Below are 8,170 nucleotides of genomic sequence, written 5' to 3'. Positions count from 1 at the left end.
GCGGTGGGTGGCGGTGCGCCGGCTGGTCGAGGCGGTGTCGGAGTACCTCGCCGCCCACGAGCGCGACCGCGAAGCGGACGACGACGTCCCGCCCGACGAGCCCGGCCCGCTCCGGCGGCTGCTCGCCCGGCCCGGTGTCATGGTCGTCCTCGCGCTCGCCGCGGTCGCGGTCGCGGCCGAGCGGTCGCTGCTCACGGCGGCGGGCCGTCTCGGCGGCGGCGCGCTCGTCCCCGCGTGGGGCGGGGCGAGCGACCTGTGGGCGCAGTACACGGCCGGTTGGCATCCGGTCGGGCTCGGCACCGACGCCGGCAGCCCCCCGTGGGTCGGGATCGTCGCGGTGCTGTCCACGGTGTCGTTCGGCAAGCCGTGGCTCGCGGTGTCGGTCCTGCTGCTGGGCAGCGTCCCGCTCGCGGGGCTCACCGCCTACCGCGCGTCCCGGCTGCTGGTCCTGGAGCCGCCGCGGACCGGCCGCCGCGCCCGCGCCACCGGTCGCCGGATCCCCGTCTCCGCCGTCCGGGCGTGGTTCGCCGCCGTGTACGCGCTGCTGCCCGCCGCGACCGGCGCGATCGCGGGCGGCCGGCTCGGCACCGCCGTCGTGCACGTCCTGCTGCCGCTGATCGCGCTGAACGTCGCCCGCATGTACGGGCTGCCGCGGTTCGCCGCCGGCCCGCGCGCGGCGCGCAAGCGCGCGAGCCGCGCCGCGTGGGCGGTCGCGCTGCTGCTCGCCGTCGCGATGGCGTTCGTCCCGCTGGTCTGGCCGCTCGCGCTGGCCTGCTGCGGGCTGCTGTGGGCGCTGTTCGACCGCCCCGGCCGGGTGGGGCGCCGCAACCTCGCCGTCGCGCTCGCCGTCCCGCCGCTGCTGCTCGGCCCGTGGACGGCCGGGCTGCTCCTGCACCCGTCCCGCTTCCTGCTGGAGGCCGGGCTGCACCGGCCGGGCGCGCCCGCCGGGGCGGCCGACCTGCTCGCCCTCAGCCCCGGCGGGCCCGGGACGTCCGCGCGCTGGGTCCTGGCCGGGCTGCTCGCCGCCGCCGTGTGCGCGCTGCCGCTGCGCGGCCGCCGCACCGCCGTCCTCGCCGGCTGGCTGCTCGCCGTCTTCGCGCTGCTCGTCGCGATCCTCGCGAGCGCCGCGACCGTCACCAAGGGCGCCGACACCGGGCCCGCCTGGCCCGGGACGGCGCTGCTCTTCGCGGGCGCGGGGGTGCTGCTCGCCGCCACCGCCGCCGTCCAGCGGGGGACGGAGGTCCTGGCGGGCAAGCACCTGATCTACAAGGCGGGCGGCGCGGTGGTCGCGCTCGCCGCGCTCACCGCGCCGGTGCTGGCCGCCGCGGGCTGGATCCTCGGCGGTGCCGGCGGGCCGCTCGGCCGCACCGATCCCGACGCCGTCCCGCAGTTCGTCCACGCGCCGGGCGGGGCGCGCACCCTCGTCCTGCACCGGGAGCGCACCGGGCGCGTCTCCTACACGGTCCTGCGCGACGCGCGGCCCATGCTGGGCGAGGCCGAGACGCCGGCGGGCCGTGCGGCCGCCGAGCGCCTCGACGGCCTCGTCGCCGGGCTCGCGGCGGGACGCGAGGGCGATGACGGGCCCGCCCTCAGCCGCATGGGCATCCAGTACGTCCTGGTGCCGCGTCCCGCGTCGGACCGGCTCACCGGCGTCCTCGACGCGGCGCCGGAGCTGAGCCGCCTCAGCCGGACGGACACGTTCGCCGTCTGGCGGCTGCAAGGGGCGTCCGCCCGGCTGATGCTCGTCGAGGGCTCCACCGTCACGCCGCTGGCCGCGGGACGCACCGGCGCCCTCGTGCGCGTCCCGCCGGGAACGGGCACGCGGACGCTGCTGCTGGCCGAGCCGTCCGACGGAGGCTGGCGGGCCTCGCTGGACGGCCGCGAGATCAAGACCCGGACGGTGGACGGGTGGGCGCAGGGCTACGAGGTCCCCGCGTCCGGCGGCGAGTTCCGGCTCACGAGGAGCATGACGCTGCGGCACGTCTGGGTGGCCGTGCAGGGGGTCGCGGTGCTGCTCGTGGCCGTCCTCGCGTTGCCGGGCGCCCAGCCGGACACGCTGATGCGCACCGGCGAGGCCGACCGCGAGCGGTCCCGTGGACGCCGTGCCGGGGCCCGGGCCCGGCATCGCGTGAGCGGCCTCAGGCGGAGGATCCGCCACGAGGCGGCCCATGGCGCCGAGACGCCCGCTCCGCGCGGACCGTCCGATGAGGAGCAGGGCGAGAAGACCGGCCGTGCTTCAGGTGAGCACAGTCGTTCGGGTGAACATAGGCGTTCGAGTCAGCGCGGCCGTTCGGATGAGCAGAGCTCGGGTGAGACCAGCCGTTCGCGCCGTTCGGGCGAGCATGGCCGTTCGGGGGAGCATCGCCGTTCCGGTGAGCGCCGCGGTTCCGGTGCGCACAGCGCGCTCGAAGTTTCCCCGGGCCCGGAGGAGCGGTCGTGAACCTGGACAGGATCGTCCGCCTGCTCGGATTCCGGTACGCGACCGCGCTGCTCGTCCTGGTCGCCCTGGCGGCCCTGTACGGCGCCGCCTCGCTCTCCCGCCCCTCGGCGGACGCCTCGGCGAAGGGCAGGCGCGGGCCGATCACCTCGGCGGTGTCCGTCTGCCCCGGGCATGAGGGCGGACGGCTCAGCGTCCAGTCGTACGGCGCCAAGGACGCGCCCTCCGGCGGGCGGGTCGACGCCGTCCAGACGCACGCCGGGACGCCGGTGGCGTCGATCAACGCCGCCGGGCAGCGGTGGAGCAAGGACATGGGGACGAGCGACGACTCCTACACCGTCCGCGCCGGCGGGGGCATCGCGGCGGGGCTGGAGGCCGAGCAGACGACCCACTGGTCCGGCGGACCCGACCGCGGGCTCGCCGGGGTCCGCTGCTCCCGGCCCGCCACCGACCTGTGGTTCCTCGGCCCGGGCCCCATCGCGGCGGACGCGCTGGACCTCTACCTCACCAACGTCGACTCGCAGCCCGCGTCCGTGGACGTCACCGCGCTGTCCGGCGAGGGGCCGCTGGACACGACCGAGGGCCTGGCCACGCCCGTCGAGCCGTACAGCACCCGCGTCGTCCGCCTCGGCACGTCGCCGGAGGGGCTCGGCGACATCGTGAAGACGGCCCGCGACCTCACCCTCCACGTCCACACGACGAGCGGGCGGGTCGCCGCGTCGCTGCGCGCGCGGTCCGGGGAGAAGAAGGGCGTCGAGTGGCTGCCGGTGTCGCCCGCGCCCGCGCCGTCCGTGCTCGTCCCGGGGATCCCGAGCGGGCCGGGGCAGCGGCGGCTCCTCGTGGCGGTCCCCGGCGACGCGGACGCGCGGGTGAAGGTGCAGGTGCTCACGCCGGACGGCGCGTTCGCCCCGCAGGGCCAAGACGTCCTGGACGCCCCCGCCAAGACCGTCAGCGCCGTCGCCCTGGAGAGCGCCCTGTCGGGGAAGCCGGCCGCCGTGCGGCTGGTCGCCGACCGGCCCATCCTCGCGGGCTTCGAGGCGGACCGGGGAGCCGACATCGCCTACGGCACCGCGACGGAGCCGCTCGGCACGCCGGACGGGCCCGGCCGGACGACCGGGGGCGTCGTCGCCGACGACCGCTTCGACTCGTCGCTGATCCTGACCGCGCCGGACGGCGCCGCGTCCGTCCAGGTCGTCGCCCGGGGCGGCCAGGGGGCCGGGGCGCCGCGGGAGATCAGGATCCCGGCGGGCCGGACGGTGGAGACGAAGATCGACGCTCCGGCCGGAGGCGACCAGGGCTTCGGCATCGTGATCACGCCTCGGCCCGGGTCGGCGCCCGTGCACGCGGCCCGCACGATGGCGACGGGGAAGGGCGACGGGTACCTGTTCACCGTCCTGCCGGTCGCCCCGGCGGCCGCGACCGAGTGGCTGCCGGAGGCCGCCGACTCGCAGGGCGCCCTGCTCGACGGCTGACGCGCCCGGCCGCCCGGCCGGGAGCCCAACGGCGGATCAGTCGTCGGGGGAGTCGTAGCTCGGGTCGACGGACTCGGGGGACAGGCCCAGCAGGTCGGCGATCTCCTCGACGAGCAGGTCGCGGATCAGCCGCCCGAGTTCCTGCTCGCCCTTGGCGCGGGCCTCGACGGGGCGGCGGAACACGACGATGCGGACGGACCGGCCGTCCTCGCCGGGGACGGTCTGGCCGAGCGGGACGGGCCCTTCGGACCAGGGGTCCACCTCGGGGACGTCCTCCACGGCGAACTCGACCGGGGCCAGTTCCCGGCCCCAGCGGCGGACGAGCCGGCGCACCTCGTCGTGGACGAGGTCGTCGAACCGCTCCGCGCGGGTCCGCGAGACCGGTGCCTGCGGGGGCGTCAGAGGGCCACGGAGGCCGCGACCGTGCCGATCGCGGCGCCGTACGCCTGCCACACGGGATCGCACGTTTCCAGACTACCCCGCCCGGCCCCGCCGTCCGCCCCGGTCGCCCCGACCTCCTCCGAACACCGTTCCGCGCCGCCTGCCGCCCCGGGTCGGCACGGATGTGTCACAGGGCCGTCACGGAAACCGTCCTAGGGAGCAAGGTCACGTCCGGAACGCCCCGGCGGACGACGCTTTTATGTACCTCTGCTGCGAAAGGAGTGGTTACAGTGGCGTGGCGTGGCCTCCGGTCCCGTATGGCTGATGGTGCATGAAGGGTCGATTTCCCGTGAATCCCCCGCCTCCCGAATCGAATGCCCCGCCGCCCGCCGGCCCCTCTCACCTGGAGGACTTCGAGCTCCGCGTTCCCCCCGCCGCTCCCGCCGCCCGCCCCGCTCCCGCCGCTCCGCGCCGCCGCGACCGCCGGAGCCGTGACCAGCTCACCGTCGCGGCCGCGGTGGCCCTCAGCATGGGGCTGGTGCTCGGCGGCGGAGGCTGGGCCCTCGCCATGCGGGGCACCGGCTGCGACGGCCCCGACCAGTGGCTCTCGGTCTCCGCCGACCCGGCGATCGCCCCCGCCGTGCTGGCCGCCGCCGACCGGTTCAACGCCGCCAGCCGCCGGGCGGGCGAGTGCGCGGCGGTGAAGGTCGTCGCCGGCGACTCGGCCGAGGTCGCCGCCGTGTTCCGCAGCGGCCGCGGCACGCCGGACGTGTGGATTCCCGACTCGGCCCTCTGGCCCGACCTCGTCGGGAAGGCGCGTGCGGGGCGGGCGCCTTCCGTGGCGTCGTCCCCGCTCGTCTTCGCCATGGCCCGCGCCGCCGGCAAGCGGCACGAGGACGAGCTGAGAAGGCGCTCCTGGAGCGCGTTCGAGCCCGCTTTCGGTTCCGGGGAGGCGGCGCAGGGCACGAACTTCAGCCTCCGGCTGCCCGATCCGGCGCGGACGGGCGCGGGCATGGCGTCCCTGCTCGCGCTCCAGGTGTCGTCGGGAACGGGCCGGGCAGGCGTGGACAAGTTCACCCGCATGCTCCGGACCGCCAAGACGCTCCCGCAGGGGAGGAGCCTGGAGGCGGTGAACGAGGACGAGGCGCAGGACGAGGACACCGCGGTCCTGGCCGTGCCTGAGCAGACGGTCCTCCAGTACAACAAGGCCGTCCGGAAGGCCGCCTCCCGGCTCACGGCCGTCTACCCGTCGCAGGGGACGCCGTACCTCGACTTCCCGTTCGTCGTCGCCACGTCCGACACCGAGCACAAGGAGGTCGCGCAGCGCTTCCTCGCCGAGTTGCGCACCTCCCGGGCCGTCACCGACATGCGGGGGCTGGGGCTGCGCGGCGTCGTGCGCGGCGGCGGCGCGGCCTCGTCCAGCGCGCCCGGGGCGGGGACGGAACCCGTCGGCTACGGGGCCGTGCGCACGCCGCCGCGCTCGCTGGCGGTGGTGCGTCCGGGCGCCGCCGCCCTGATCCAGGAGATGTGGCGGAGGCTGGGGCAGGGCCTGAACATCCTGGCCGTCATCGACCCGTCCGCGGGCGCGGACCTTCCGATGCCGCACCGGCGCGGTGTCTCCGGGACGCGTCTCGGCGCGATGCGCCAGGCCCTCTCCACGGGCTTCAACCTCATCCCGGACGACTCGGCGTTCGGCCTCTGGACGCTGTCGGGGACCACGGCGGCCAAGCCGTACCGGCAGTTGCAGCCCGTCCGGGAGCTCGGCGCGCGCACGCCGGAGGACGGCACGCAGCGCCTCCGCCTCCAGAAGGCGCTGCAAGGCGTCCGGGCCCGGCCCGGACGGCGGCCCGGCCTCTACCGGACGATCCGTTCCGCCTACGCGGAGGTCGAGCGCACCTACCGGGCGGACCGGCTGAACGTCGTCCTGGTCTTCACCGCGGGCGGCCCGCGGGAGGGAGAGCGAACGGAGTACGCCCGGACGGTCAACACCTTGAAGGAGGCCTTCGATCCGCGCCGTCCGGTGAGCGTCATCGTCCTCGGCTTCGGGGCGGAGGCCGCCTCGAACCTCCGGAGGATCGCCGCCGTCACCGACGGGGGAAGCTTCCGGATCGACCGACCCGAGACGGTGATGAGCCTTTTCCTGCGTTCCGACCAGCTCCGCGTCTGCGACGACCCGGTATGTCCCGACTGATCACGACCGGCCGCCGCGACGCCGCCGCGGTGCAGACCCGGCTGGCGGTCACGTTCCGGCTGCTCCTGCTGCTGCGCGGGCTCCTGCTCGCGATGGCGGTCGTCCTGACGGCGGGCGACGCGACGGACCGCGGCCTCCTCGCCGCCCTCGCCGTGATCGGCGTGGAGACCGTCGCCGCCGGCATGGCCTGGCGGACCGTCCTGCCCGCCGTGCAGCGGGTGCCGCTGCTCTGCTGCCTGGACGCGCTGCTCGTGTTCGCGGTGCTCACCCAGGGCGGCGTCTTCGGCCCGTTCTTCCTGTTCACCGTCATGACGGCGGCCGTCGCCGGGGTCCTGTACACGTGGGGGCCGGTGCTGCTCGTCTGCACGGCGCAGATCGCGCTCTGCTACATCGCGGTGGCCGCGGCGCCGGCCCCGGACCGGCACAGCGCGGGGCTCCTCGTCGCGCTGCCGGTGTTCTACCCGCTCGCCGCCTGCGCCGGGATCGTCCTGCGGACGCTCTTCGACCAGTACGCCGAGACGGAGGCGGCCCGGCGCCGCGCGGAGACCGCCGTCGCGGCGGCGGAGGAGCGCACCCGCCTGGCCCGGGAGATGCACGACTCGCTCGCCAAGACCCTCCAGGGCATCACCCTGTCGGTGGCGAGCCTGCCGCACTGGATCCGGGACGCGCCGGACCGCGCCGAGCGCGACGCCCGCGACATCCTGTCCGCGCTGGAGGTCGCCGCGCGGGAGGCGCGCGGCCTCATCGCCGACCTCCGGGAGGAGGCGTACGGGCTGCCGGTGCCCGAGGCCGTGCGGCGGCTGTCCAGCGCGTGGAGCGAGTCGACCGGCGTCATGGTGCGCGTTGAGGCAAGTGGGCCTCCTTTAGTCGACATCCCCGTTACCGTCCGGTACGAGATCATTTCGGTCGTGAAGGAGGCGTTGACGAACGTGGAACGCCATGCCGGCGCCCAGCGCGTGGACATCCGGCTGCTCTGGGGCGAGGACGCGCTCCGGCTCTCCGTCGCCGACGACGGGGCCGGCTTCACCGTGCCCGTCGGCGGACGGCTCGGCCTCCTCGCCCGCGAGGGCCACTACGGCCTGGTCGGGATGGCGGAGCGGGCCGGCCGCGTCGGCGGGCGGCTCGCCGTGCGCTCGGCCCCCGGAAGCGGCACGTCCATCACGATCACCGTCCCGTACGGCCCGTTCCTCATGGACGACGCCCACGAGGCGGCGGAGCACGCCTCATGACCGGGGAGGCCGGCGAGGCCGTGAACGGCTCCGTGCGCGCCTCGGTGCGCGCCCTGGTGGTCGACGACAACCCGGTGGTGCGCGCGGGGCTCGTGAGCCTCCTGGAGGCCGGACGGGTGCGCGTGGTGGGCGAGGCGGTGGACGGCTCCCACGCGCTGGAGCAGGCCGAGCGGCTCCGCCCCGACATCGTCCTGCTGGACGTCCGGATGCCCGGCACCGACGGCATCTCCGCCGTGGGACCGCTCAGCGCCATCGCGAAGGTGCTGATGCTGTCCTACGACACCGACTCGGCGATCATCGGGCAGGCGATCCGCAACGGCGCGGCGGGCTACCTCGTCCACGGCGCCTTCGGCGTGGAGGAGCTGATCACGGCCGTCCACGACACGGTCGAGGGCCGCTCCAGCCCGCTGTCGCCCACCGCGAGCCGCGCCGTCGTGGAGGCGCTGCGCCGCGGGCCCCC

At 76.2% G+C, this 8,170-nt stretch carries 5 protein-coding genes and 1 pseudogene; 5 read left to right on the top strand and 1 reads right to left on the bottom strand.

The annotated features are described in order from the left end of the window. Together E1300_RS45175 and E1300_RS45170 are read left to right on the top strand one after the other, a co-directional pair. Positions 1-2,440 (top strand): annotated as a pseudogene (locus E1300_RS45175) (glycosyltransferase family 2 protein); the annotation flags it as partial. Beyond that, complete coding sequence (locus E1300_RS45170) at positions 2,437-3,909, top strand: DUF5719 family protein (protein WP_131763430.1); 1,473 nt, start codon at positions 2,437-2,439, stop codon at positions 3,907-3,909. The pseudogene E1300_RS45175 and the gene E1300_RS45170, both read left to right, overlap by 4 nt. A 36-nt stretch (positions 3,910-3,945) precedes the next feature. Here E1300_RS45170 and E1300_RS45165 read toward each other — a convergent pair whose 3' ends face one another. Beyond that, positions 3,946-4,374: a metallopeptidase family protein gene (locus tag E1300_RS45165; protein ID WP_242619806.1), complete on the bottom strand. Its 429-nt coding sequence runs from the start codon at positions 4,372-4,374 to the stop codon at positions 3,946-3,948. Between the two features lie 265 nt (positions 4,375-4,639). On the opposite strand from E1300_RS45165, the gene E1300_RS45160 reads away from it, so the two are divergent. The 3 genes from E1300_RS45160 to E1300_RS45150 form a co-directional block, all read left to right on the top strand. Beyond that, positions 4,640-6,481 (top strand): substrate-binding domain-containing protein, encoded by a 1,842-nt coding sequence (locus E1300_RS45160; protein ID WP_131763429.1) that lies wholly within the window; start codon positions 4,640-4,642, stop codon positions 6,479-6,481. Next, a complete protein-coding gene (locus E1300_RS45155) occupies positions 6,469-7,710 on the top strand; it encodes a sensor histidine kinase (RefSeq protein ID WP_131763428.1) in 1,242 nt (413 codons plus the stop codon). Before E1300_RS45160 ends, E1300_RS45155 begins: the two co-directional genes overlap by 13 nt. Beyond that, positions 7,707-8,170: response regulator (locus tag E1300_RS45150; protein ID WP_131763427.1), on the top strand; the 464-nt coding region annotated here is incomplete at its 3' end. The genes E1300_RS45155 and E1300_RS45150, both read left to right, overlap by 4 nt.

Origin of the sequence: Actinomadura fibrosa (assembly GCF_900659615.1) — a bacterium.
Taxonomy (GTDB): domain Bacteria; phylum Actinomycetota; class Actinomycetes; order Streptosporangiales; family Streptosporangiaceae; genus Spirillospora; species Spirillospora fibrosa.
Note: the sequence above shows the minus strand (reverse complement) of the source record. Positions and strands in the feature narration are given on the sequence as shown.

Bases quoted from the DNA above. Each gene is read 5' to 3' on its own strand.
- E1300_RS45155 (WP_131763428.1), top strand. From the start codon at position 6,469: ATGTCCCGACTGATCACGACCGGCCGCCGCGACGCCGCCGCGGTGCAG.